Source organism: Vitiosangium sp. GDMCC 1.1324 (genome assembly GCF_003044305.1).
GTDB lineage: Bacteria > Myxococcota > Myxococcia > Myxococcales > Myxococcaceae > Archangium.
This window is the reverse complement of record NZ_PZOX01000009.1, coordinates 129,477-152,996: the sequence shown is the minus strand read 5'-3', so window position 1 is coordinate 152,996 and position 23,520 is coordinate 129,477. Positions and strand designations below refer to the sequence as shown.

16 protein-coding genes and 3 tRNA genes are annotated in these 23,520 nt (G+C 68.2%); 9 read left to right on the top strand and 10 right to left on the bottom strand.

The genetic code is table 11. The features are described from left to right. Positions 1-157 precede the first annotated feature (157 nt). From DAT35_RS59125 to DAT35_RS26075, 3 genes are all read left to right on the top strand, one after another. The gene (locus tag DAT35_RS59125; protein WP_158501876.1) at positions 158-334 is read left to right on the top strand and encodes a hypothetical protein; all 177 of its coding nucleotides are present in this window, start codon (positions 158-160) and stop codon (positions 332-334) included. A 117-nt stretch (positions 335-451) separates the two neighbouring features. Continuing rightward, positions 452-979, top strand: a complete 528-nt coding sequence (locus DAT35_RS26080) for a hypothetical protein (RefSeq protein WP_108069861.1) — start codon at positions 452-454, stop codon at positions 977-979. A gap of 211 nt (positions 980-1,190) precedes the next feature. Continuing rightward, positions 1,191-2,099 carry a hypothetical protein gene (locus tag DAT35_RS26075; protein ID WP_108069860.1) on the top strand — a complete coding sequence of 303 codons (909 nt, stop codon included), beginning with the start codon at positions 1,191-1,193 and terminating at the stop codon, positions 2,097-2,099. 78 nt (positions 2,100-2,177) lie between these two features. Here DAT35_RS26075 and DAT35_RS26070 read toward each other — a convergent pair whose 3' ends face one another. The 3 genes from DAT35_RS26070 to DAT35_RS26060 all read right to left on the bottom strand — a co-directional run bounded on the left by DAT35_RS26070 (position 2,178) and on the right by DAT35_RS26060 (position 10,988). Continuing rightward, entirely contained in the window at positions 2,178-7,715 is a 5,538-nt protein-coding gene (locus DAT35_RS26070) for a DNA repair ATPase (RefSeq protein ID WP_108069859.1), read from the bottom strand. 125 nt (positions 7,716-7,840) lie between these two features. Next, positions 7,841-10,063 (bottom strand): hypothetical protein, encoded by a 2,223-nt coding sequence (locus DAT35_RS26065; RefSeq protein WP_108069858.1) that lies wholly within the window; start codon positions 10,061-10,063, stop codon positions 7,841-7,843. A 106-nt stretch (positions 10,064-10,169) separates the two neighbouring features. Continuing rightward, positions 10,170-10,988 (bottom strand): hypothetical protein, encoded by an 819-nt coding sequence (locus tag DAT35_RS26060; RefSeq protein WP_108069857.1) that lies wholly within the window; start codon positions 10,986-10,988, stop codon positions 10,170-10,172. 330 nt (positions 10,989-11,318) lie between these two features. Here DAT35_RS26060 and DAT35_RS26055 point away from each other — a divergent pair, with 330 nt between their 5' ends. Continuing rightward, positions 11,319-12,020, top strand: coding sequence for a 2OG-Fe(II) oxygenase (locus DAT35_RS26055; RefSeq protein WP_108070291.1), 702 nt, complete (start codon positions 11,319-11,321; stop codon positions 12,018-12,020). Positions 12,021-12,083: 63 nt separating this feature from the next. Here the strand turns inward: DAT35_RS26055 and DAT35_RS26050 are convergent. From DAT35_RS26050 to murJ, 5 genes are all read right to left on the bottom strand, one after another. Beyond that, positions 12,084-12,157, bottom strand: a tRNA-Met gene (locus tag DAT35_RS26050). Between the two features lie 85 nt (positions 12,158-12,242). Next, positions 12,243-12,316: transfer RNA gene (locus DAT35_RS26045), tRNA-Met, on the bottom strand. Positions 12,317-12,390: 74 nt separating this feature from the next. Next, positions 12,391-12,464 (bottom strand) — tRNA-Met (locus tag DAT35_RS26040). A 113-nt stretch (positions 12,465-12,577) separates the two neighbouring features. After that, positions 12,578-14,638: a S1 RNA-binding domain-containing protein gene (locus DAT35_RS26035; RefSeq protein ID WP_108069856.1), complete on the bottom strand. Its 2,061-nt coding sequence runs from the start codon at positions 14,636-14,638 to the stop codon at positions 12,578-12,580. Positions 14,639-14,988: 350 nt separating this feature from the next. Then, positions 14,989-16,725 carry a murein biosynthesis integral membrane protein MurJ gene (gene murJ, locus DAT35_RS26030; RefSeq protein ID WP_199243000.1) on the bottom strand — a complete coding sequence of 579 codons (1,737 nt, stop codon included), beginning with the start codon at positions 16,723-16,725 and terminating at the stop codon, positions 14,989-14,991. 70 nt (positions 16,726-16,795) lie between these two features. Here murJ and DAT35_RS26025 point away from each other — a divergent pair, with 70 nt between their 5' ends. From DAT35_RS26025 to DAT35_RS26005, 5 genes are all read left to right on the top strand, one after another. Beyond that, positions 16,796-17,263, top strand: coding sequence for a ferritin (locus DAT35_RS26025; protein WP_108070287.1), 468 nt, complete (start codon positions 16,796-16,798; stop codon positions 17,261-17,263). A gap of 25 nt (positions 17,264-17,288) precedes the next feature. Continuing rightward, complete coding sequence (locus DAT35_RS26020; RefSeq protein ID WP_108069855.1) at positions 17,289-18,146, top strand: family 1 encapsulin nanocompartment shell protein; 858 nt, start codon at positions 17,289-17,291, stop codon at positions 18,144-18,146. 23 nt (positions 18,147-18,169) lie between these two features. Next, positions 18,170-19,585 (top strand): sigma-54 dependent transcriptional regulator, encoded by a 1,416-nt coding sequence (locus DAT35_RS26015; protein WP_108069854.1) that lies wholly within the window; start codon positions 18,170-18,172, stop codon positions 19,583-19,585. Positions 19,586-19,721: 136 nt separating this feature from the next. Next, a complete protein-coding gene (locus DAT35_RS26010; RefSeq protein WP_233261709.1) occupies positions 19,722-20,759 on the top strand; it encodes a M23 family metallopeptidase in 1,038 nt (345 codons plus the stop codon). 147 nt (positions 20,760-20,906) lie between these two features. After that, complete coding sequence (locus tag DAT35_RS26005; protein ID WP_108069852.1) at positions 20,907-22,190, top strand: hypothetical protein; 1,284 nt, start codon at positions 20,907-20,909, stop codon at positions 22,188-22,190. Positions 22,191-22,259: 69 nt separating this feature from the next. On the opposite strand, the gene rsmI is transcribed toward DAT35_RS26005, so the two are convergent. Next, positions 22,260-23,090, bottom strand: coding sequence for a 16S rRNA (cytidine(1402)-2'-O)-methyltransferase (gene rsmI, locus DAT35_RS26000; protein ID WP_108069851.1), 831 nt, complete (start codon positions 23,088-23,090; stop codon positions 22,260-22,262). A gap of 7 nt (positions 23,091-23,097) precedes the next feature. Further along, positions 23,098-23,481: a YraN family protein gene (locus DAT35_RS25995; protein WP_108069850.1), complete on the bottom strand. Its 384-nt coding sequence runs from the start codon at positions 23,479-23,481 to the stop codon at positions 23,098-23,100. Positions 23,482-23,520 lie beyond the last annotated feature (39 nt).

Genomic DNA, 23,520 nt, shown 5'->3' with positions numbered 1-23,520 from the left:
CTAATGATGGTCGCCTGCAGTGTGTGAGATGTCCCTGTCGGTCATGATGAACCCCATGTCTCTTGAGGGCGGTCAATCCTACAGGCTCCATGCGATGCTGAGTAGGCCCTCACTCGTTTCCGCAGAATGGAGGCTTGCAGCACGAGCCTCTGTCATCATGGACGCGATGGGGGCCATCGTCGTCGCCATGCTCGCGCTCATCTGGGCCATGGTGCTGCTCATCGGCTCGCTCGTCTCGATCGTGAAGGTGCTGCGCCTGAAGCTTGCCTGGACCCATTCTTGGGGTAGGGTGCCACCCATTCGCATAGGAGAGATAGGGGCACTGCCGTGCTAGGCAGTCTTACGGAAACGGCGCTCGACCGAGTTGGAGCGCTCTAGCCAGAAGTTGCGAGTGGCGGGTTCGATTCCCGCCGCCGCCATCCCGAGAAGCCCAGCAACCTGGGGGATACTCATGCTGAAGACTATCGACCGACTGGCCCAATATCGAGACTTCGATTGGTCAGGCTGGACAGAATGGACGCCGCTGGCGAGCGTGAGCCCTGAAGACGTTCCTGCTCAGCCCGGCGCCTACGTCATCTCCGCAGGAACACGCATCGCCAGAGCTGCCGGTGCGGATGACCTTGGCATCTTGGACATCGGTGAGGCAGGAGAAGGTGTAGCGACGCTGCGCAGCCGACTCGAGAGCTTCCGCAAATGCGCCATGAACCGGGGCAAGACTGGGCACATGGCCGGGTGGAGGTATGCGTTCTTCCACTTCAACCGGTATTTTCCGTTGTCGAATCTGCGGGTCCGCTGGTCTCCGACGTCGTCGAAGGACACCGCTTACGCTCTCGAGGGCCGCCTCCTCCTCACGTACGTTCTGCGTTATGGAGAGCTGCCCCCGTTGAACTACAAGTTCAATTGGAGCGCGTTCGAGTCAATTGGCTGGGACGTGTTCGACGATCCAGCCGTCTTTGATCCAGCTGTCCTTGTACGATAGCGACAGCGCAGCGCCCTCGCCTGACTCTGCGAGTCAGGGGTGCTCCTTCTTCGTGAGCTCAATGACCGTCTTCGCGACATCGGGATCCAAGTAGAAGCGCCGGTTGCTGCGAGCGTAGCCGGTCTGCCTGATCGGGTAGTCCACCCCGAACCTTGAGCAGATCCGGCTGAGCCCGACGTTTCGACCGCGCAGATCCTCCGCCTCGATATCATTGAGCGCGAGGAGAAGGTCGTCCTGCGGCCACCTGGAGGAGCTCGCGCGGCAGCTCGCGGAGCTGAAGCAGCGTCTGGCTGCTCCGAAGGACTCTCCCGCCCGGCCCGCACGCGCGACGAAAGGGGACGTGCTCGCCCTTCCCGTCGGCCAGGGGCGCTTCGCCTTCGCGCAGGTGACCGGGCCCGGGGAGCTCGCGCTCTTCGCCGGTGCCGGCGCCGAGGGGGAGGCGGCGCGCATCGTCGGGGGTGAAGGGCCCGCGCTGCGCATCCCGTGCAGCCTCTCGCACGTGACGCGGCAGTGGCCGGTCACCACGGAAGCTTCCACTGCGGGAGGACCTGTCCCAGCCCATCCGCTACGCCTTCGAGTCGGCCCCCTTCTCGCTCTACTCGCTGACGAGCGCGTCGGCCGGGAGCTTCGAGCACGTGGACTACGCGGAGGCGCGCTGCCACCCCCAGCATACCCCCGCTCGCCCGAGCAACTGCTCACGCTGGCGCGGGAGGCCGCGGAGGGGCGCCTGCCGGCCCCCGGCACGGTGCGACTGCCGGACCCACCCGCCCAACAGACAGCGGCCAGGAAGGAGCCGAAGAAGGAGAGGACGCCGCGAGTGGACTGGGCGGAACTCCTGAGGAAGACGTTCGACTTTGAGAGCGGCCAGTTGCACAGCTTCGAGCGGTTCCTCGGGAATGTTGATTCAGAAGAGCCCACTCTCCCGCTCTGCTCCTTTGGAACCCGGCAGGAAGCAGATACTTGGCTGAGCGCCCACCCGAGGCCTCCCCACGGTGCTCGGGTGGAGATCGCCGGCCAGAGCTACTCCGTCGGGTACTCGCGCGACAGCGGGCTCCGGGTGCTGGTTCGCAGGCCCCCGCTGGAGGAGTTGAAGCGCACCGAGCAGCCAGACGACGACTGAGCTGTCCCGGGCGCATGGCTCCCCTCACCCGCTCCCTTTCCGAAGAGGAAGCGGGGTTGTTGGCTCGGGTCGGGTGCCTCAACCCACCGGGCGCTGCATGGCCTGGAGCAGTTCCAGCGCCTCGGTGACGGCCTGCCAGACCTGCATCGCCTTGAGGCTCTCCTCGCCACTCTGCAGTGTCCGCTTCGCCAGCCGCTCCAGCGGCGCCAGCGCGCTCTCCACCAGCACCAACTGCCGGCCCACGTCCGCAGGCAGTGGCGCCGCAGCCGCCCGTTGCAGTGACTGCGCGGGCGTCCGCTCCGCCATCACCTTCACCGCCTGGGACATCTGCTCCATGTATCGCCCCAGGTCCGCGGGCGGTGCCGAAACAGGCGCGGCGGCCACCGGCTGGCGCTCCGCCATGGTCCTCACCGCCTGTGTGAGTTGCTCCATCACCGGGCCCAGGTCCGCCGTCTGCGCCGGCGCCGCTACCGAGCGCTCGGCCAGCGCCTTCAGCATCTTCGCCAGGTGTTGCAGGTACGGCGTCAGGTCCGTCCCCGGAGACACCTGCACCACCGGCGCAGGTGTCTCCCTCCGCGCCAGCTCCAGCAACGCCTCGCGCAGGGCCTCCAGCCGCGGCGTCACCTCGGCCACCGGGCTCGGACCCGACGGCTGGCTTGCCACCTCCGCCGCCCGCACCACCGCCCCCGCCACCGAGCCGAGCTGCTCCTCGATGGCACTGAGCTGTCCCGTCACCCGGGCCACCGGATCGTCCTCCTTCCCGCCCATCCGCTTCACCCGCGCGAAGCCCTGCTTGATCTCCTCCCAGCGCTTCGCCTTCTCCGGTGTCAGCCGCCCGCGCAGCTCCTGCAGCTTGAGCAGGTTCTGCTCAGCCGCCGTGGTGAGTGTCTGCGATTCGCCCTGATAGTGATCGTCGATGAGCCGCTCCAGCTCGTCGTCCGTCATCGCCGCGACCACCTTCTCGGTGACCTTGTTCATGTTGCGGTAGCTGCCCTGCAACTTGAACGCGGGCTCCGTCCGGAAGCGCTCGTCCTGCGCCGCCGAGGCGATGTATTGCAGGTTCACCTTCAGCAGCACCTGCTGCACTCGGAACAGCCGCTGGAACACCGCCACAATCTCTTGCAGCTCCGCCGCCGCGTAGCCGTAGGACAGCTCGCCGGTGGGCACCTCCTCGCCCTTCGCCATGCGGATGAGCTTGTAGATGTCACCCGGCTCGCGAGTGGCGAGCGGCGCCAGCGCTCCGTTCGACGTGAGCGCGTTCTCGACGTAGCTCAGCGCGAACAGGTCCTCCTTGCCGTCGAGGATGTCACCCAGGTTGTAGGTGTCCGCGCGGTTGGCGAGCATGTCCGGAATGCGGAAGCGCTCGCCCGTCTCGGTGTACGGGTTGCCGGCCATCACCACGCAGAACTTCTTGCCGCGCAGGTCATAGGTGCGCGTCTTGCCGTTCCACACGCCCTCGACCCGGCGCTGGCCGTCGCACAGCGAGATGAACTTCTGGAGCAGCTCGGGGTCCGTGTGCTGGATGTCGTCGAGGTAGAGCATCACGTTGTTGCCCATCTCGAAGGACAGGTTGATGCGCTCCACCTCCTGGCGAGCCGTGGCATTCGGGGCCTCGGCCGGATCCAACGACTTCACCGAGTGGCCCAGCGCGGGGCCGTTCACCTTCACGAAGGTGAGCCCTAGCCGGCTGGCCACGTACTCCATCAGCGTCGTCTTGCCGTAGCCCGGAGGCGACATGAGCAGCAGCATGCCCATGCGGTCCGTGCGCTTGTTCTCGCCCGCCGAGCCGAGCTGCTTGGCCAGGTTGGCGCCAATGAGCGGCAGGTACACCTCGTCGATGAGCTTGTTTCGCACGAAGGACGACAGCACCTTCGGCGTGAACTCCTCCAGGCGCAGCCGGCGGCGCTCGCGCTCCAGGATGTCCCTCAGCATCGCCCGGTAGACGTGATAGGCCGGCACGCGCACCTGCCGGTAGTCGCTCAGCCGGGCGAGGAACTCGTCGAGCCGCAGCGGCAGCTTCCGGTCTTGGATGCGCGGGTGCTGGCCCAGCATCCCCGTCACCTCGGTGGACGTGAGGGCACCCGCCACCTCGCGATCCAGCTTACGCTCGGTGAGCAGCACCACCGCGGCCTCCACTGCCACGTGGGCCGCCGCGCCCGGGCCGCCCTCGCGCCGGGCCAGGTATGCCTCCACCCACGCGCGCACCACTCGCAGGCGCTCGGGGAGGTTCTTCTCCAGTCCGCGCAGGTCGTCCTCGAACGCCGAGCGCGTCCCCGCCCTGTCCAGTTGCGACAGCAGCGCGTCCTTGAGCGCCACCGCCTCGCCGCTGGTGGTGAAGCGGGGCCTGTCCACGCCCAGCTCCTCGACCAGGTAGCGCCCGGCGAGCCGGGCCTCCGCGGGGCCACATTGCACGCCCGAGGCCTTCAGGAAGGCGCCAATGCGCTCACCGGCCTCGTTGCCGAGAACCACCAACTCCGCCGACTCGCCGAAGGCCACGCGGAGCCGGTGCAGGCTGCGCGCGCGGCGGTGGAGTAGCGTCTTCTCCTCGCCCTCGCCGCCGAAGGCCCAGAAGAGGGCCGCCCAGGCTCGCGGCGTGGGCGCGAAGCGAAGCAGCCCCGCCCCGGTGTGCATCGCGAGCAGCTTCTCCAGGATGGCCGCCGCGTCCACGTCGTGGATGCCGCGCTCGTATCCCTCGTCGTACCGGTCCGCCGAGTACGCGCGCACCTTCTCCAGCAGCCCGTTCTGCTCCAGCACCGCCTGGTGCAGCGCCGCCAGCGTCACGCTCCCCTTCCCCTCCTCCGCGTCCAGCAGCACCTGCGCGGCGAGGTACTCGGAGCGGTACACCTGGGGCGTCTCGGAGACGACGTGCTGCTCCCAGAGCTCGCGGTACTTCTCCAGCTCCGGGTCCTCCAGCTTCTGGGCGTAGTCCGTGCCGGTGAGCTGCAGGTAGAGCGCGCCATCGCGCGGCACCAGCGTCAGATCCAACGGCTGGGTGTTGACGTTGAAGCGGTGCTTGCCGAACTTGATGACCGGGGCGCCCGAGCCCTCCTCGTAGAGGTCGTTCCGGTCTCGCAGCGCGCGCAGGGCGTCCTGGCGCGCCGTCTTCACCCGGCTGAGCACCTCGTCCGAGCGCACGCTGTCCTGGAGCTCGAGCAGTTGCTGCGCGAGCTGCCGCAGCTTCTGCACCATCGAGTCGGACGCGAAGTAGGCGTTGAGCTCGTCCTCGTCCTTGAAGGACTTCGCGCGGCGGTTGACGCCGGTGAGGATGCGCTCGGCAGCGCCAAAGAGGTTCTGCGCGCGGCGCTGGCGCTCGTCCACCAGCGCCTGCTTCTTCTGTCCGAAGGCCTCGAGAAGCTCCTCGCGCTTCTGGGTGAGCTGGCCGAGGAACTCGTCGAACTCGCCGAAGCGCCCCTCCATCTCCTCCAGTTGCACGGTGAGGCGTGACAGGCCCTCGTCGCACTTCTCCGGCGAGTCCGCCACGGACAGCGCGCTCTCCACCGCCTGGCCGAGCAGCTTGAACTGGGCACCGAACTCGGCCCGCTTCTCGCGGCCCACCAATTCCTTGCGCTTGACGTTGAGGCCCGCGCGCACGCGGTTGAGGCGGGAGAACAGCTCGGAGATGCCCTCGAGGATGCGAGCGCGCGCCAGCGGATCGCCCACCTGCAGGCCGCCCACCGTCTCGCTCAGCACCTCCAGGCCCTTGCCCACCTGCTCGATGTCCTCGCCGAGCGGGGCCAACTCCGTCGTCGTCTGGATGGGCTCCAGCTTCTGCAACAGCACGTCCAGTCGCTCGGCCAGGGGCTGGAGCGCCTCGCCGCGCTGGAGGAACTGCACGGCATCCGCGCTGACACGGTCGGTCTCCTCGATGACCTGTTTCTCGAGAGCCTCGAGCCGCGCCACGTCGATGTAGCGGATCTCCTTGAGGGTGATGAGCTGGCCGCGCTGCTTGCGCAGATCCGAGAGGGCATTCATGAAACCCTCGGCGCTCTGGAGTTCCTCGGGCCGCACGCGCAGCAGCACCTGCTCCTGGGCCGCCTGGGCGGTCGTGATGGCGTCGGTCGCGCGCTTGCGCAAGGCGAGCACCTTCTCGAACTCATCGATGATGAGCTCGGAGGTGCGGCGCAGGGTCTCAATCCCCTCCTGGAGCGACGTCTCCTCGTGCCCGAGCCAGTAGAAGGCATCGAGCATGCGCGTGGCCGCGGCGGCGAGGTCCTCGTAGGTGCGGCGCGAGGGCTTGTCCGAACGGGCCATGCGCACGAGCGTCAGCGCATCGGAGATGCCGCGCACGAGCTCGGCGTTGCCCACCTTGCCGAGGTAGCCGGGGGCGGGCGGCATCTTCGCGGCGTGCTCGGCGGAGACGAAAGGCGTCTGCCACACCTGCATGGGGTGCACGCGAGTGGGCTCGTTGGAGGTGGATCGGAACACCACCATGCGCCCGTCGGCGAAGAGGCTGAAGCCGTTGCCGAGCAGCGGGTTCTGCACCTCCTTGCGCACGAGGTTGTATGGGAAGAGGACGTAGGCGCCCTCGTCGTTGCGGAAGAAGACGTAGAGGACGTCCTCGCCGTTGGGCGAGCGGATGGCGCGCATGAAGCGCAGGCCCTCGCCAATGCCCTCGAAGACCTTGAAGTCGCCCGTCTGCAGGTAGTAGCCGCCCGGGAAGACGATGCCCTGGTCCTCGGGGAGGCGGATGCAGGCCTGGCCGATGGCGTCGATGCGCACCACGTGCTGGGTGCGGGTATTGAAGACGAGGTAGCGGTACTTCTGCTCGCGGAAGGGCAGGACGCGCAGGAGGATGAGCGCGCCCACCTGGGCGTAGGCGAACTCGGCGTCATCGAGTGACTGATCCGGGTCCTCCACCGGCTCGCGGTAGATGCCCAGACCGTCCGCGGTGTTGTTCTCCACCTTGACGGTGAGGTCGCCCTTCACCGTCTCAACGAAGACCTGGTCCAGCACGTTGACGTGCGGGTGCTGCCCGAGCACGTAGTCCTCGCGCGTGGCCACCTTCCACTCGAAGTCGTGGGACGGAGGGAAGACGTGATCGCGCTCGCCCTGGTTGTCGATGTAGGTGGCGTTGCCCTCCACATCGAGCGCGAAGCGGAAGACCTTGATGTCGCGCTCGGACTGGCCCGTCTGGAAGATGGCCAGGAGCTTGGTCTCATTGCGGCGGAGCTGAAGGAGCTTCGCGTCCTTGTAGTACTTGTAGAGCTCGCCGAAGTCCTTGACGAAGCGCGGGTCCTGCAGGAACCCGCCGGCCTCGGAGGACGGCACCTGGGAGAAGTCGAAGCCCTCGGCGGTCTTCTCGAACTTGTGCAGCGAGAAGACGTCCGCGACGGCCGTCTCCTTCTTCAGGCCGATGAAGACGTTGTAGCCGAAGAGCAGGTACTTCCCGATGCCGACGATGTCGCGCGGGACGCAGTTGTTCTCGGTGCGGACGCGCTCGTTGCCGATGACGGTGAGCTCGGTACCGCCGAAGAGCTTCTTGCGCCGCTCGTTGAGGTCCGTGGCCTTGGAGCCGAGCGCCTCGGCCTGGGACAGCAGGCGCGCACGGATGACCTCGTAGCTACCGCCCTCCAGCGTGGCCTCGCCCGACGCGGGAGTGGGGCTTTCAGTTGCCATCGTCAGTTCACCGGGAAATGGAGCCCCCGCCCTCCAGCGGAGGACAGGGGTGAGGGTCTTCAAACCGTGTCACCGCGCCCCGGATTCATGAGGCGCGGCGAGTGACCGGGGGACGACTGCCCTGCTCAGCCCTGGGTCTTCTCGGGGGCCGGCTCGGCCTCCACGAGCGACTTGAGGTTGGAGGCAGCGGCGGCGGCGGGGCTGGGCGCCATGCGGTGCAGCAGGGCGGCCATGGCCAGGTTCTGCGCGTCGCTGGTGAGGCCCGGCTTGGAGAGGATCTCCTTCAGGTCCGCGGGCAGATCCTTCTCGCCGTTGAGGTAGCCCGCGAAGGCCTTGCGCAGCGTCTCGCTCTGGTCGAGCGCGCCGTCCAGGGACTGGCCCACGGTGATGGCCTTGATGAAGCGCTCGAAGAACTGGCCGTCGCCGCCGACGATGTTGACCTTGGCCTTGCCGAGCGCCTCGGAGAGCACCAGCGCCTGGGACGCGGCGATGTCCTTGCGGACCTGGATGGAGGCCAGCTCCACGTCGCGCTCCTTCTGCAGGCGCAGGCGGAACTCCTCGTGCTCGCGGGTGGCGCCCTGGAGCAGCTTCATGGACTCGGCCTTCTCGGCCAGACCACGAGCCTCGGCGAGCAGCTTCTCCTCGATGGCCTTGGCCTCGGCGAGCAGCTTCTCGCGGATGGCGACGGCCTCGGCCTCGCCGCGCTTCTGGATGGCCTGGGCCTCGGCCTCGCCAATGCTCGCGCGAGCCAGACCCCGCTCCTTCTCACCCACGGCCTCGGCGAGCAGCTTCTCGCGGGCGGCGGCGGCCTCGGCCAGGCCCCGCTCCTTGGCGGCGAGCGCCTCGGCCAGGCCCCGCTCCTTGAGGACGGCGGCCTGCGCCACGCCCTGCTTCTCGATGACGGCGGCCTCGGCCTCCTTCACGCGCACCGTGGCCATGCCCTGCTTCTCGACGGCCAGCGCGTCCGCCTCCTTCACGCGCACCTCGGCGAGCCCATGAGCGGCCTCCTCGGCCTGGATGCCCTCGGACAGACGCATCTTCGCCTTGGCCGTCATGTCGGCGGCCTGCAGCTCGGCCTCGGCCAGGGTGAGCTTCTCCTTGGCGGTGTACTTGGACACCTCGTTGCTGGCCTCGGCGGCCTTGATGTCCTTGACGAGCTTCTCCTGCGCCTGGGCCTCGGCGGTGATGAGCAGCGCGTCCTTGCGGCGCGTGGCCTCGGCCTTCACGCGCAGATCCTTGATGCGCTCCTCCTCCTCGGCCACCGTCTTCTCCACGGCGATGCGGGCGCGCACCACGTCGGCGATGGCCTTCTTCTCTGCCTCGAGCTGCTTCTCCTTGCCGATGCGCGACAGCTCCACCTCGCGCTCGCGATTGATGGCCTCGAGCGAGCGGTCCTTCTCCACGCGCTCGGACTCCACGCCCACCACGCGCTCACGGTTCTTCTGGGCCACCTCCACCTGGCGGTTCTTGTTCTGCTCGTTGATCTGGATCTCCTCCTCGGCCTTGATGCGCGCCAGCTGCTGCTTGGCGTACTCCTCGGCCTTCACGCGCTCGGCCTCGGCGGTCTCACGGGCCTGGATGGAGTCGATCTCGCGCTTCTGCTTGGCGGCCGCCTCGGCGCGCTGGCGCTCGAGGGCGAAGATGGCCTCGTCCGACTCGACGTTGCGCTTGGTGATGTTCATGCGCTCGTTCTGCCGGAACTCGTTGGTCGAGATGTTCTGCAACGAGGTGAGCTCGGTGATCTTCCGGATGCCCTCCGCGTCGAGGATGTTGTCCTTGTCCAGCATCTCCACCGGGGTCTGCTCCAGGAAGTCGATGGCGCAGTCCTCGAGCATGTAGCCGTTGAGATCCTTGCCGATCACCCGAAGGACCTCGTCCTTGATGGCCTCGCGCTCGGTGTAGAGGTCCTTGAAGTCGAACTTCTTGCCGGCCGTCTTGAGGGCCTCGGAGAACTTGGCCTCGAAGAGGTGCTCGAGGGTCTCCTGATCACTGGCGCGGGCGCAGCCGATGGACTGGGCGACCTTGAGCACGTCCTCGCGCGTCTTGTTCACCCGGACGAAGAAGGTGACCTTGATGTCCGCACGGATGTTGTCCTGGCAGATCAGCCCTTCCTTGCCGCGGCGATCGATGTCCACCGTCTTGATGGCGATGTCCATCACCTCGGCCCGGTTGATGATGGGCCATACGACGGCACCGGTGAAGGTGACGATCGGCTCACCCTTGAAGGGATTGATGATCAGCGCACGTCCCTGATCCACCTGCCGGTAGAACCTGGAGACGATGAACGCGGCACAGAAGGTGAAGAAGAGTCCTCCGACGATTCCGGATGCGACGATTGGCAGTTCCATGTCGGTGCGTTTTCCCGAACGAGTAGACCGGGGGACCTTCTATCACGCGACCGGAGCCCCCCGCGAACAGCCTCCGGCGCGGCACTGCGAGTGTCTGTGAAAGCTGCTACCGGGTGCGAGCCCTGTCTCGGGCAAGCGCTGCGGCAGTGAGCGGATCCTTCAAGTGCTCCACTTCCTCGGGGAGCAGCCAGTCCACGGGCTCCACCTCGTAGGCATCTCGAGTGGCGTCATAACCGAGGATGAGTGCCTTCTGGCCACGCTTGAGCTCATTGGCCTTGTCACACACCACGTGGAGGATGAGACCAGCGCCGCCATCCTCGAAGGTGGCATGACCAAACTTGGCGTCCACGTTCCCGCTGGCGATGACACAGACGCGGCCCATCAATTCGGCACGGCGAGGCGCCTGGTGGATGGCGAACATGGGCCGCAGAGGCCGCACCGCCAGGCCCGCGAGCACCAGGCCCACCGCGAGGCACAGCGTCGCGAGACCTCCGCTGACGAGCGCGCCAGGCAGGAAGCCGAGCGCCTCCTTGGCCGGGTGGGCGAAGGCCAGCGACAGCAGCCAGGAGAGGAACACCACGAAGCTGACGGACACCGTCACCGGGACGCCGCCGAAGCCGAGCACTTCGAGGAAGGACACCCCATCCTTGGCGCCGCCCTCGAGCGCCGCCTTGGCGCCCCCTTCCATGGCGGCCTTGGCACCGCCCTCGAGCGCCGCCTTGGCGCCCCCCTCCACCGCGCCCTTCACGCCCCCTTCGAGCGCGCCCGCCTTGGCCCCCAGCGCGAAGTCCCCGATGTCTCCGTCGAGCAGATCGACGCCCACGGCGCCCACCATGACGGTGAGCCAGTAGCCAACGACCACCCCCAAGGGGATGGTGAAGAGCACGGTCGGGAAGGCGAGGATGGCAGCGAGGAACTCGGTCATCGGGCCTGCAAGTAGGAAGGTGACTGGGAGTCTATTCCAGGGTTGCCGGATTGTGACAATCCTCCCAGCCGATTTCCTTCCTGGAGGGTCTCCTTGTGAGCGAGGTGGGGCCTGGTTGACGGAGCGCGTCTGGCTAATAGCCGGGCATCTTGCATGCCTTCTTGGGCACGCCCCGCTTCAGGGCCGTCACCAACCGCTGCAGGGCCTTACGGACTCGTGCGGCCTCTGCGTCCTTCTCGAACGGATGGAGCACCCGAGCATGGAGGTCCGGTGCTGGGAGATGGCGACACGGGCCCGAAGCCCTGGCCGGAACCCGCTAGACTCCCGCGCGTGAGCGAGTACGTCACCCATCGCGAAGCCATGAGCGGGGCGAGGCTGGAGGTCCTGCGGGATGCCCTGCTCTCGTCGCGCTTCGTTTCGCGGAGCACGCTGATGGGGACATTCCAGGGCAGCAAGGGCTTCGCGTTCATCTTCACGGAGGCGGGGCGGACGAAGCTGGAGGAGCGCTTTCCCTTCATCCAGGACTACCTGGAGCTGGTGATGAACCCGGAGAGCTGGCGCGGGCTGCGGCCCTGGCACGAGCGGCTCTTCGGTTCGAGGAAGGCACTGCGGAGACCGAACGCCTTCTATCTCAACCTGCTGCTGCTGGAGCCCGGACGGAGCGTGGGCCGGCACGTCGACGCGACGTTGCAGGTGCCGAGCGGAGTCCCGGGCGCGAGACCCAAGCACGTGAGCGTGCTCTACCTGAGCGTGCCCGAGGGCGCGAAGGGAGGCGCTCTGGTGCTCTCACGTGGAAGCCACTCCTCGGGCGAGGTGCACCCAAAGCCGGGGATGCTGGTGCACTTCCGGGGAGACCTGACGCACGAGGTGCTGCCCTTCACGGGAGGTCCGGAGAACGCGCTGCGGGCGAGCCTCGTGTGCGAGCAATACGCGTTCGAGCCCGAGGCGCTCGCGCGCCTGCCCGAGTTCCGCATCCAGTCCAAGGCGGGCTTCGCGGCGTACCTGGAAGAGCACCACGAGCGCACAGGCTGAAGCCCGATGCCGGAAACGACAAAGCCCCGCTGACTCATCGCCAGCGGGGCTTCATCTGCAGAGTTGCGGGGGCAGGATTTGAACCTGCGACCTTCGGGTTATGAGCCCGACGAGCTACCAGGCTGCTCCACCCCGCGATACCGCTCGATGTCGGCAGCGAACACCGAGACTTTCAATGACAAAGCCCCGCTGGCTGATCTCCAGCGGGGCCTCGTCGACGAGTTGCGGGGGCAGGATTTGAACCTGCGACCTTCGGGTTATGAGCCCGACGAGCTACCAGGCTGCTCCACCCCGCGATATCGTTTGCGGCTCTATGTCAAACACCAGAGACTCTGTCTATTATTTCCAACAGGGTCTCTGGCCTGTTGAGTTGCGGGGGCAGGATTTGAACCTGCGACCTTCGGGTTATGAGCCCGACGAGCTACCAGGCTGCTCCACCCCGCGGCGAAGTGGGAGGGTTAGTACCGCCCTCCCCCGGGAGCGTCAACTGTTTTTATCGGACGCCCGGGAGCGCGGATTTCCTTCCCCGCGCTCCCCGTGCGAGCGATTCCGGCGCGCTACTTGCCCGGCTTCTGCTTGAACAGATCGGCGAAGGTGCCCAGTCCCTTCTTGCCACCACCGACGGGCTGCTGGCTCTTCGTCCACGCCTCGACTTCCGCGCGCTCCTCGGCCCGCTCGGCGGCGGTGATGGAGAGGCGGATCTTCCCGGAGGCGTCGATGTCCACGAGGGCCACCTTCAGTTCCTGGCCGAGCGAGAACTTCTTGCGCAGATCCGTGCCGCGCTCGGTGCCCGTCTCGGAAGCGGGAATGAGACCCTTGCCGCCCGGGAACACGAGGAACACGCCGTAGGGCTCGATGCGGTCCACCTTGCCCACCACCACCTGGCCCACCTTCGGGCGAGGCGCGGGAGGCTCGGCGGGCTTCTTCTCCTCGACGGCCGCCGGAGCCGGACGCTCCTCGGCGGGGCGCTGGGCCTCCTCCTCGGTGATGCGGCGCAGGCCGATGCGCTTGTCGTTCGCGTCGATCTTCTCCACCTGCACCCAGATGGTCTCGCCCACCTGCACCACGTCGCGCGGGTGCGCGATGCGGCGCTCGGAGAGCGCGGAGATGTGCACCAGGCCGTCCACGCCCGGACGCAGTTCCACGAACGCGCCGAAGGGCTGCAGCCGCACCACCTTGCCCTGGAGCCGGTCACCCTCCTTGATCTCCGCGAGCGCCGTCTTGAAGGGATCCTCCTGACGGGCTCGCATGGAGAGGGTGATCCGCTCCTTCTGCTTGGCCTTGTCCGGCGAGTTGGGCTGAGCGGCCTCCATGCGAAGGATCTCCACCTCCACCTCGTCGCCGACCTTCACCACGTCGCTCGGGTGAGCCACGCGCATGTAGGACATCTCGGAGACGGGGATCATGCCCTCCACGCCGCCCAGGTCCACGAAGGCGCCGAAGTCACGCACGCCGGTGACCTTGCCCTTGACCACCTTGCCCTCGGAGAGCGTCTCGCGAGTCTTGGCGGCCAGCTGCTTCTGCTCCTCCTCGAGCAGCGAGCGGCGCGAGAGCACCACGTTGCGATCCCGCACCTCGGTGACGCGGAACTTGAGCTTCTCGCCGATGAACTGATCCGGCTTCTCCACGAAGCGGATGTCGAGCTGGCTGATGGGGCAGAAGGCGCGCACGTCGCCGATCGCCACCTCCACACCGCCCTTGTTCACGGAGAGGACCATGCCCTCCACCGGCATGCCGGAGGCGCGGGCCTCGGCCAGCATCGCCATGTTGGCGCTGCCCTTGGCCAGCGCGCGGCTGAGCAGGATGCCTCGGGCGCCCGCCTCGATGACGTGCGCCTCGATGGTGTCACCCACGCCGTAGCGCAGCACACCCTCGTCGTCCTTGAGCTCGCGCAGCTCGATCATCGCCTCGCTCTTGGCGTTGGACAGCGTCACGAAGGCCGTGTCCGCGCCGAGCTGGAAGATGGTGCCCGACACCTTCTCGCCGATGCGCACCGAGCGCCGGGCCGGCACGCCGCCGTCCTTCTGCTGCGCCTCGAACATCTCCGCGAAGGACTCCGACTCGGGGACCTCCTCGAAGAGCGCGGTCCGGGGTGCGGGCGCGGGCGGAGCCTTGGGGGCCGGAGCCTCTGGCGCCGCCGGAGCGGCCGCCTCGGCGGGCTGGGACTCCGTCGCGGCGGGCTCGGAGGGAGCGGTCGACGCCGGGGCCGGAGTCACCGGGCCACGCGTCTCCACCGCGCCCGAGGCGCGCTTCACGACGACCATGGGGCCCTGGGGACGGCGCTCGCCGCCCTTGCCGCCGCGCTCACCGCCACGGCCACCCCGATCGCCTCCACGCTCGCCACGCGGCCGGCGCTCCTCACGCGGAGCGCCCTGCTGAGGGGCACCCGCCTCGCCCTCCGGCTTCGCCGGGCGGGCCTCACGCTCGCCGCCCCGCTCGCCGCGCGGTCGATCCGACCCCCCGCGGTCCCGGTCGCGGCCGCCGCGCTCCTCGCGCTCGCCGCCACGGCCCGCAGGGATGCCGAGCATCACATCGCCAAAGGTGGCCTTGGGCTTCTTGGGACCGAAGCCCCCCGCACCGCCACCAGAACCCACGGAACCGTTCTTCTCGTCGCTCACTGCCAGGACCTTCCTGAACGAAATCAACGAAATCCAGCGCCGAGGGACTGAGCCCCCTGCTGGGGAAAAAGGCGGCGCACTCTATACACGCACAGTGCTCGGACGGAAGACGCATGTGGTCATCTCCCGCCAAGCGCGCCCAGAACCCCTCCATAACGCGACACGTCGGATGTCCCATCCCCCTCGGATGGAGACGCGCACGCCCGCCTGCTCCCGGAGGGGCGCCATGGGTCAAACTGGCAACGGTTGGATGTAGGGGGAAACCCTCACCCCCGCTCTCTCCCAGAAGTTGAGAGTCCCTGCCCCGGGGCAATCCGGGGGGACGAGTGCCCCCGAGAGGGAACGTCTGGCTAGCGGGCGGGCCTGCGCCGGAGGAGCCGCTGGAGGACGGACTTCGCCTCGGGGACGCCCAGCGCGCCGGTGATTCCGAAGTAGACCGCCCCGAAGGGCAGGACGACGGCCAGGCACAGCAGGATGGGGTGCAGGTGCGGCGGGGGAAGGAAGCTCCCACCCCACTCCGCCGACACGCCGGGCATGGGCCCCAGCACCTTCGTCAGCGCCAGCTTGATGCCCAGCCCCGTCAGCCCCGCAGCGACCGCCGCGCCCCACAGCTTCGCCATCCCCTCGGGCAGCCGCACATGGCCGATCTTCTCGGAGAGCATCCGCCGCAGCATCGTGGACTCGAACCAGGCCATGAGCCCGCCGGAGATGGGGAAGAAGGCCGTGCCCAGGTGGGGCGGCAACCCCAGCAGGCTTGGCAGCCGCAGCGCCAGGAACCACGCCAGTGTCGCATCCAGGACAACTCGCAGTGCCGCGAAGCGCAGCGGGGTGCGAGTGTCCTTCAGTGCATAGAAGGTCGAGGAGTACAGGCGTCCCAGCGCGGTGGCCACCAGGCCCACCGACGCGCCCATCAGCACGTACCAGAGGTAGCGCGTGTCCGCGGAGGTGAACCTGCCCGTCTGGAACAGGCCGCCCGCCACCGCGTCTCCGATGAAGAGCAGCGCCATCGCCGAGGGCACCACGAAGAAGGCGATGCGGCGCGAGCTCGCCTCGAGCCGGGCGCGCAGCCTGGCGGCCACCGCCTCCCCCGCCCCGGCCGCACGAGACATCTCCGGCAGCTCGGCTGCGGAGACCGCCGCGCCGAAGAGGCTCACCGGGATGAGGTAGAGGGTCTGTGCATACGTCAACGTGGACAGCGCGCGGTCCGCGATGAGCGACGCGTACGACGTGTCGATATAGGCACTGACCTGCACCACCCCGCGCCCGAGCACCACCGTGCCGAAGCTGCGCAGCACCTGGCGCACGGACTCGTTCGCCGTGGTCAGCATGGGCCGGAAGTGCCCGAGCACCTTCAGCACCGAGGGCACCTGCACCAGGAACTGCAGGAAGCAGCCCGCCACCACACCATAGGCGAGCACCACCGCGAGCGGCTCCTCGGCCATCCCGCGCATGCCCGCCACCACCAACGTGGTGATGATGGCCAGGTTCCACACCACGGGCGCCAGGTACGACAGGAGGAACTTCCGGTGGCTGTTGAGCACGCCCAGGCACCACGCGGACATCACCAGCATGCCCGTGCCCGGGAAGAGGATGCGCACCAGCCGGATGGCCATGGCCCGCGCCTCGCCCTCGAAGCCCGGAGCGATGGTGTCCACGAAGAGCGGAGTAGCCAACATGCCCAGCGCCACCATCACCCCGGTGGCCAACGCGAGCAGCCCGAACACCGCGCCCGCGACCCGATCCGCCTCCTCCTGGTCTCCCTTCCCCAGCAGCCCCGCGTAGACGGGGATGAACGAGCCGGAGAGCACACCCTCGCCGAAGAGGTTCTGCAGGAAGTTGGGGATGCGCAGTGCCGCCTTGAACACGGCGGCGGCGATGCCGTTGCCCAGGTAGTGCGCGAAGACGCGCTCGCGCACCAGGCCCACCAGCTTCGAGGCGAGGATGCCCGCCGCGACGAACAGCGCGCCGCCACTCTTCGCGGGGGTGCTCGGAGACACGGGGCGGGTTTCGGGAGCGGGAGGAACGTCGGGACGTGGGGCGGGGACGGTCAAGCGGCCCGGGACTCTACGCGGAGCGTTCACCTGCATGAAGCAGGAACTCCGGAGCCATGGTTTCCCTTGACGGTCCCCCCTGCGGGCCGCAATGGTCAGCGCTCCCATGGCTGGTCTCCCAGACAACGACCTCTCGACCGATGTCGCGCTCGTCCGCCGCGTCCTGGCGCGCGAGCTGGAGACCATCAATGAGTACGAGGCCCACGCCCGTGCGTCCTCCAGTCCAGAAGTGCGGGACTTCTTCCTGCACCTGGCCGCCGAGGAGAAGGAGCACGTCGCCGAGGCCGTCCACATGCTGCGACTCCTGGACGCGGGCCAGGAGGCACACTTCGCCAAGCCCGTCGCCGCGGGTCACTTCCAGGGAGCCGTCGAGGGCAAGCCCTCCCCTGCCCCCGCCGCGCCCTCCCCGGCGCCCGAGCCCGCCGCACCACCGCCGGCCCGGGCCGGACGCAATGCCCAGGCCGAGACGCCGTCCCTGCTTCCTCCGCAGCGCGTCGTGTATGGGGTGCCTGCCCCGCCGCCCAGCCCGGGCGCCCAACCCTTGACCGTCGGCTCGCTGCGGCGCAGCCGTTGAACGCGTACCTCCTTGGAGCTTCCCCATGCCTGACTTCCTTGGACATGCCGAGAACCCGCTGCGCCAGGACGAGTGGGCCCGCCTCAACGAGACGGTGATCCAGGTCGCCCGCCGCTCGCTCGTGGGCCGTCGCATCCTCGACATCTACGGGCCACTGGGCGCCGGGGTGCAGACCGTGCCCCATGACGAGTACACCGGCGTCACTCCGGGCGCGGTGGACATCGTCGGCGAGCAGGAGACGGCCTCGGTCTTCACCGACGCGCGCAAGTTCAAGACGATCCCCATCATCTACAAGGACTTCCTGCTGCACTGGCGCGACATCGAGGCCGCCCGCCTGCACAACATGCCCCTGGATGTGTCCGCCGCCGCCGGCGCCGCCGCCCTCTGCTCCCAGCAGGAGGACGAGCTCATCTTCTACGGCGACCCGAAGCTCGGCCACGAGGGCCTGATGAACGCCACCGGTCGGCTCACCGTGCCGCTCGGGGACTGGGCCTCGCCTGGCGCTGGCTACCTGGCCATCGTCGAGGCCACCCGCAAGCTCAACGAGTCCGGCCATTATGGCCCCTACGCGGTCGTCCTCTCACCCCGCCTCTACTCGACGCTGCACCGCATCTTCGAGAAGACGGGCGTGCTGGAGATCGAGACCATCCGCCAGCTCGCCTCGGACGGCATCTTCCAGTCCAACCGGCTGCGCGGTGACTCGGGCGTGGTCGTCTCCACCGGCCGCGAGAACATGGACCTCGCGGTCGCCATGGACATGGTCACCGCCTATCTGGGCGCCTCCCGGATGAACCACCCCTTCCGCGTGCTCGAGTCGCTCATCCTGCGCATCAAGCACCCCGACTCCATCTGCACCCTGGAATCCCAGCAGGGCCGGGTCTAGTCCGGAGCACCCGCCTGCCCCCCATGGCGAAAATCCTGGTCATCGACGACGAGGCGAACCTCCGCAAGGTACTCGCCGCCATCCTGCGCCGTGACGGCTACGACGTCACCGTCGCGGTGGATGGCGAGCAGGGACTCGCCGAGTTCAACAAGAATGGCGCGGACATCGTGGTCACGGACCTTGTCATGCCCAAGGCCGGTGGCATGGACGTGCTGCGCGCCGTCAACGCCGCCAACCCCGACGTGCCCGTCATCATCATCACCGCGCACGGCACCGTGGACTCCGCTGTCGAGGCCATCAAGGCCGGCGCCTTCGACTACGTCACCAAGCCCTTCGATCAGGCGGAGCTCTCGGCCGTCATCGCCAAGGCCGCCAAGGCGCACGACGTCGCCCAGCGCTCGGTGCGCGCTGACGCCAAGGCCCGCGCCGCCATCATCGGTGCGTCGCCCCAGCTCCACGAGGTCTTCAAGATCATCGACAAGGTGGCGGACACCCCGTCCACCGTCCTCATCACTGGCGAGAGCGGCACCGGCAAGGAGCTCATCGCCTCGGCCCTGCACGGCGCCTCCAGCCGCCGCGACAAGCCGTTCATCAAGATCAACTGCGCCGCCATTCCGCACAATCTCCTCGAGTCCGAGCTCTTCGGCTACGAGCGCGGAGCCTTCACCGGCGCCGTCACCTCCAAGCCCGGCCGCTTCGAGCTGGCCGACGGGGGCACGCTCTTCCTCGACGAGCTCGGGGAGATCCCCGTCGAGATGCAGGTGAAGCTGCTGCGCGCGCTCCAGGAGGGCGAGTTCGAGCGCGTGGGCGGCATCAAGACGACCCGCGTGGACGTGCGTCTCATCGCCGCCACCAACCGGGATCTGCAGGCGGAGATCGAAGCCGGACGCTTCCGCAAGGATCTGTATTACCGGCTGGCGGTGGTGCCCATCGTGCTGCCGCCGCTGCGCGAGCGCCGCGGGGACATCCCCATGCTCGCGGGGCACTTCGTGGAGAAGTACAACCGCAAGCTCAACAAGAAGATCGAGGGCATCACCGACGACGCGATGGCGCTGCTGCAGGGCTACAACTGGCCCGGCAACATCCGCGAGTTGGAGAACCTCATCGAGCGCGTGCTGCTCTTCGCGGATGGCCCCTTCATCACCCCGAAGGATCTGCCGGAGCCCATGCGCCAGGGCTCCACTCCAGCGCCTGCCCTCTCGGCCGCTCCGCTCGAAGCCTCGACGGGCGAGGGAGGCCTCAAGGACATCGTCCGCATGAAGGCGGCCGAGCTGGAGAAGGATCTCATCACCAAGGCCCTGGAGGAGACGGGCGGCAACGTCACGCGAGCAGCCAGGCTGCTGCAGATCAGCCGCAAGTCCCTCCAGACGAAGATGAAGGAATTCGGCCTGCGTGACACGACCGCCCAGGACGGGCGGGACGAAGGCCTCGAGGACTGAATCCGACGGCGAAATATCGCCGCGAAACCATCGGTTCGGTCCCGGCGCACAACCCCTTTCGACTCTGGGAGCCTGAATGCGGCCGCCTCTTCCCACCCTCGGACCACAGCCGAAAAAGAGCCCTGTGGGGCCGGTGATGGCCATCTCCTTGCTCCTCGGCCTTGGTGCCGGAGGCGTATGGTGGTGGAAGCAGCGACTTGCCTCGGAGACGCACGCCCCCGCCACGGCGGACGCGCAGGCCACCGCACCCGTGGCCCAGGGTCCCGGAGATGCGGGCTCCACCGCCGCGGTCCCCACCACGGCTGCCGCCACGCCCACGGCTCCCGCTCCGGCGGCAGCGGCCGCCCCCACCTCCTCGGATCCGCTCAAGGCCGCCGGGCTGTCCAAAGCCTCCATCCGCATCGACGGCCCCCTGGAGACGGCTGTCATCGCGGCCGCTGGCCCCGAGGTGGGCCCCGCGCTCGCCCAGGTGGTGACGCGCACGCTCGTGTGGTGGGTGGACGTTCCGGGCGACATCCGCCGCGGTGACACCCTGGACGTGCTCTACGAGGTGCGCCCCAACGAGGAGCCGCTCGTGTACGCGGTGCGCTTCACCAGCAACAAGACGGGCCAGACGCACCGCACCTACCGCTTCCAGCCCGAGGGGGACAAGAACCCCCGCTACTACCTGCCCAGCGGCGAGGAGCTGGAGCTGCGCCTGGAGGGCTCGCCCCTGGACGACTACGAGCAGGTGACGTCGCTGCTGCGCGATGGCCGCCGGCATAAGGGTGTGGACTTCAAGACGGCCGTGGGCACCCCGGTGAAGGCGCCCTTCACGGGCATCGTCCGCCGCAAGAACTGGAGCTTCCGCTTCAACGGCAACTGCATCGACCTGGAGGAGGTGGGCGGCAAGCACCGCCATGCCCTCTTCCTGCACATGGACGAGCTGCCGCGCTCCCTGAAGGTGGGCGACCGCATCGCCGCGGGCACGGTGCTGGGCCGCAGCGGCAACAGCGGCCGCTCCTTCGCGCCCCACCTGCACTACCAGCTCGAGGCCGCGGACGAGCGCATCCTGGATCCCTACGAGAGCCACCGCACCTACCGCCGTTCGCTGGCGGCCTCGCAGCGCACGGCCTTCGAGGCCGAGGTGCGCCGTCAGGACGGGTTGCTCGGCACCACGCTGGCGGGCGGCTGAGCCCATCCGTTTCTTGACACCCCCGCCTGCGACGGCTAGCGTCCCCGGACAATTTCTCAACGTTTCCCGGGGGTTAGGTGGCGCAGGCGGTCCAAGCGGGCCCCCGCACCAGCCCTGGACACCCGAGGGATCGGTTTCGGAGGTCGGATGTCCAGGCTTCGCGCCGTAGTCACCGCGCTGACACTGGGTGCGCCGTTCGTCGCCACCGCGGCGGATATCACCCGCGTTGCTTCGTCCTTCGAGGACGATCACCCCTTCGGGATGTTCATCGACGTGGGCCTCGAGCACTCGCAGCGGCGCACGAAGATCCTGCGCGAGATCCTTCCCTCGACGCCTGGAGGAACGCGCCAGCTCACGCCCGAGCTCTGGTACAAGAGCTACGACACCCGGCTGAACGTGGACCTGGCCGTCGGGATCTCCCCGGACGTGGAACTGTCGGTCGGGCTTCCCATCATCCTCGCGCAGGACGAGACCTGGGACTACGTCTCGGGCAGGAACGAGGGGAACTCCTCCATCATCAACAACTGCCTGAATGCCGACGGCACGTTGACGGATCCGACCTGCGCGACCACGGGCACGGGGAAGCGAGCGCTCTTCGAGGTGCCGCTGAAGAGGTACCACGGCGGCGTGGGCAACATGCGCTTCGGGCTGAAGTGGGCCGTCTTCAACCAGCGCAAGGACGACACCAAGCCCACGTGGGTGGTGGGGCTGGACTACGAGGCTCCCACGGCGAAGCAGCTCGACCCGAGCCTGGTGACCGCCTCGAACGACCGGGGCGCCGTCGGGGACCGGGTGCACAAGTACACGCTGCACACGGAGCTCTCGCGGAAGATCGGCCTGGCCGAGCCCTACTTCAAGCTGCAGTACACCATCCCGGTGCGGGGCCCGGGCTTCTACTCCAACTGCGACAACCAGAACGTGGATCCGCAGAACCTCGGCTACCCGCAGAACTGTGGCCAGGGCGTGTGGGATCGCAAGACGACGGGCATCCAGCCGGCGCACGTGGCGGGAGTGACCTTCGGCTCCGAGTTCCAGGTCCTCAACCAGCCCCGGCGCAAGCTGAAGCTGGACCTGCGGGCCATCAGCAACTACGTCTCCGAGGGCCGCTACTACAACGAGATGAGCGGTGCGCTGCGCAAGCTGCTCTACACCGGGGACTACCTGCAGGTGGGTGGCCGGCTCGCCCTGACAGTGCAACTGTCCGACGTGATCTCCATCCGGGGCTCGGGAATGATGCTGTACAACACCGACCACGTCCTCACCGACGAGAAGATCGGCAAGGACACCGACAACAACGGGACCGTGGACCTGAACAATCCGGCGGAGCGCAACCCCAACTTCGACTACCGCACGGACTTCGTCTCGCGGCGCTTCTACGCCGCCGAGAGCAAGGACTTCCGCGTGGATGCCACCGCCACCTTCAGCTTCTAGGGTGGCGCGGAGCAGGCTCGGGGGCCGGAGATAGAGCCGCCCCCGTCCCACTCCCAGCAGTAAGGGGCTTCACCTCTTCTTGAGTCCGAGCCCCAACCGGTACACGTCCTGACCGGACCAACCGGCGCGGCGAGCCAGCTCGGTGCTGAGCGCCTTGAGCTTCTCCCCTCGCCCGAGCCCCTCCTCCAAAGCGCGCTGCAACTCCTCCTCGGACCAGCGGCGCTCTCCGGTACGGCCCTCCACCAACACCACCACCTCGCCCCGGGGCTCCTCGGCGGCATAGCGCTGGGCCAGCTCGGCGAGCGTGCCGCGCACGAACTCCTCGTGCACCTTGGTCAGTTCCCGGGCCACCACCGCGCGCCGGTCGCCCAGGGCGTCCTTCAAGTCCGTCAGCGTCTCGGCGAGCCGGCGCGGCGACTCGTAGAGGGCGATCGTGGCCGACAGCGGGGCCACCTCCTCCAGCATCGCCTGACGCTCGGGGCCCTTGCGCGGCAGGAATCCGAGGAAGTGGAAGCGCCCGGTGGGCAACCCCGAGGCGCTCAGCGCCGCCACCAGCGCCGTGGGCCCCGGAACCGGAACCACCTTCACCCCGCGCTCGATGGCCTCGGCCACCAGCTTCTCGCCAGGGTCGCTGATGCCGGGGCTGCCCGCGTCCGTCACGAGCGCGCAGTCCTCCCCGGCCTCGAGCCGGTCCAGGATGCGGCCGGCGCGCTGGCCCTCGGCGAAGGCCGGCAGGCTCACCGTGTCCGCGGAGATGCCGAAGTGGTCCAACAGCACGCGCGAGTGCCGCGTGTCTTCACAGGCCACGAAGGACACCTGCCGCAGCGTCTCCAGGGCGCGCGTGGAGATGTCTCCCAGGTTCCCGATGGGCGTGGCCACCAGATAGAGCGTTCCAGGCATTCGAGCCTCACATACCAGCGTCGAAGGCGCCCGGCAGGTGCTCCACCGTCGCGCGCTCGCCGCGGCCCACCACCGAGATGACGTCGAAGCGCAGCATCCTGTCCCTCAGCCGATGGGCCATGAGGTAGTGCAGCGCGGCCTTCACCACCCTGCGCTGCTTGGCGAAGGACACCGTGTGGGACGGGTCTCCCCACACCGCAGTGGAGCGCATCCGCACCTCCACGAAACAGAGGGTGTCTCCGTGCTCGGCCACCACGTCCAGCTCCCCGTGGCGGCAAGCGTAGTTGCGCGCACGCACCCGGTAACCCTGCGCCTCCAGGAAGCGCACCGCCGCCTCCTCGCCCTCGTCCCCATACTCCTTCCGATCCACCGCCACCCCTCCCCGTACCATCCCCACTCCTCCCAGGCCTCCCTCTCGGAGGAAGGCCCT